The sequence below is a fragment of the Lagierella sp. ICN-221743 genome (assembly GCF_037890055.1).
Taxonomy (GTDB): Bacteria; Bacillota; Clostridia; order Tissierellales; family Peptoniphilaceae; genus Mediannikoviicoccus.
This window is the reverse complement of record NZ_JBBKBD010000064.1, coordinates 1-375: the sequence shown is the minus strand read 5'-3', so window position 1 is coordinate 375 and position 375 is coordinate 1. Positions and strand designations below refer to the sequence as shown.

At 32.5% G+C, this 375-nt stretch carries 1 protein-coding gene; it reads right to left on the bottom strand.

The annotated features are described in order from the left end of the window. Window positions 1-375: IS200/IS605 family transposase (tnpA, locus tag WKS98_RS09970; protein WP_498918953.1), on the bottom strand; the 375-nt coding region annotated here is incomplete at both ends.

Sequence of the window (375 nt, the reverse complement as noted above, 5' to 3'; positions counted from 1 at the left end):
TTGCTCTTGCTCTCTTATATATTTTGCTATTGTCTTTTCATTCAATCCCACTGTGCTCACATAATATCCTTCTGCCCAAAAGTGACGATTGCCAAATTTGTATTTTAAATTCGCATGTCTGTCAAACATCATCAAGGCACTTTTTCCTTTTAAATATCCCATAAAACTTGATACTGATATTTTGGGTGGAATACTTACTAACATGTGTACATGATCTGGCATCATATGCCCTTCTATTATTTCTACTCCTTTGTATTTGCAAAGTAATTTAAATATTTCTATGAGACTTTCTCTATATTGATTAAATATCACTTTTCGTCTATACTTTGGGGTGAAGACTATGTGATACTTGCACATCCATTTTGTGTGAGATAA